General features: G+C 61.3%; 1 protein-coding gene. It reads right to left on the reverse strand.

The genetic code is table 11. The features are described 5' to 3' along the window. Positions 1-22: 22 nt before the first annotated feature. Positions 23-619: a chemotaxis protein CheB gene (locus GZH79_RS17660; RefSeq protein ID WP_211645094.1), complete on the reverse strand. Its 597-nt coding sequence runs from the start codon at positions 617-619 to the stop codon at positions 23-25. Between the last annotated feature and the right edge of the window lie 69 nt (positions 620-688).

The following is a 688-nucleotide window of genomic DNA, read 5'->3' on the forward strand; positions in this document are numbered from 1 at the left end:
GCTATCATGTTCGAAGATCGCTTCAATGCGTAACTGTATCTGAAACCCGCATGCGCCAGACCAGATACACAGAGTTCATGACACTCCCGAGGCCCGTGGCGATGGCGTTCTGCGGCATGGCGCTGAACTCGGCCTCACTTGGCTCTTGGGCAAAGACGACGCCGCCGCCCTCGTGAATGGCCTTCACTCCGATCGAGCCATCGGCACCGGCCCCGGTCAGAACGACCGCCAAGCCGTCGCCCCGCCCTGCGGCGACCGAGCGAAAGAAGACATCGACCGGCGCACGATGACCGCGTGGCTCGGCGAAGTCGCGGGCGTGGACACAGTCGCCTTCGATTACCAGCTCTTGGTCGGGAGGAATCACGTAAACACAGTTCGGCCTCAGCTCCGGCGTGTCAGTTACCTGGTGCACCCCCATGTTCGTGCAGGTCGCGAGGATCTCTGCCAGCGCACTGGGATGCTCAGGCGCCAGATGAACGATGACGACATAGGCCAGACCAAGATCATCCGGCAGTTGCCGGAACAGACTGCGCAACGCGTGGACACCGCCGGCAGAAGCACCGATGGCACAGATCGGCACGTGGCCCTTTTGCGGCGCGGGGGTGGTCTCATTGGTCAAGGGAAGCACTCCTCAGCGGGATCATTGGAGCATAAGTGGCTCAGAAGAAAAATAGCGGCGATGATCTAC

It is taken from the genome of Loktanella sp. SALINAS62 (assembly GCF_018263905.1).
In the GTDB taxonomy this organism is placed as follows: Bacteria; Pseudomonadota; Alphaproteobacteria; order Rhodobacterales; family Rhodobacteraceae; genus Loktanella.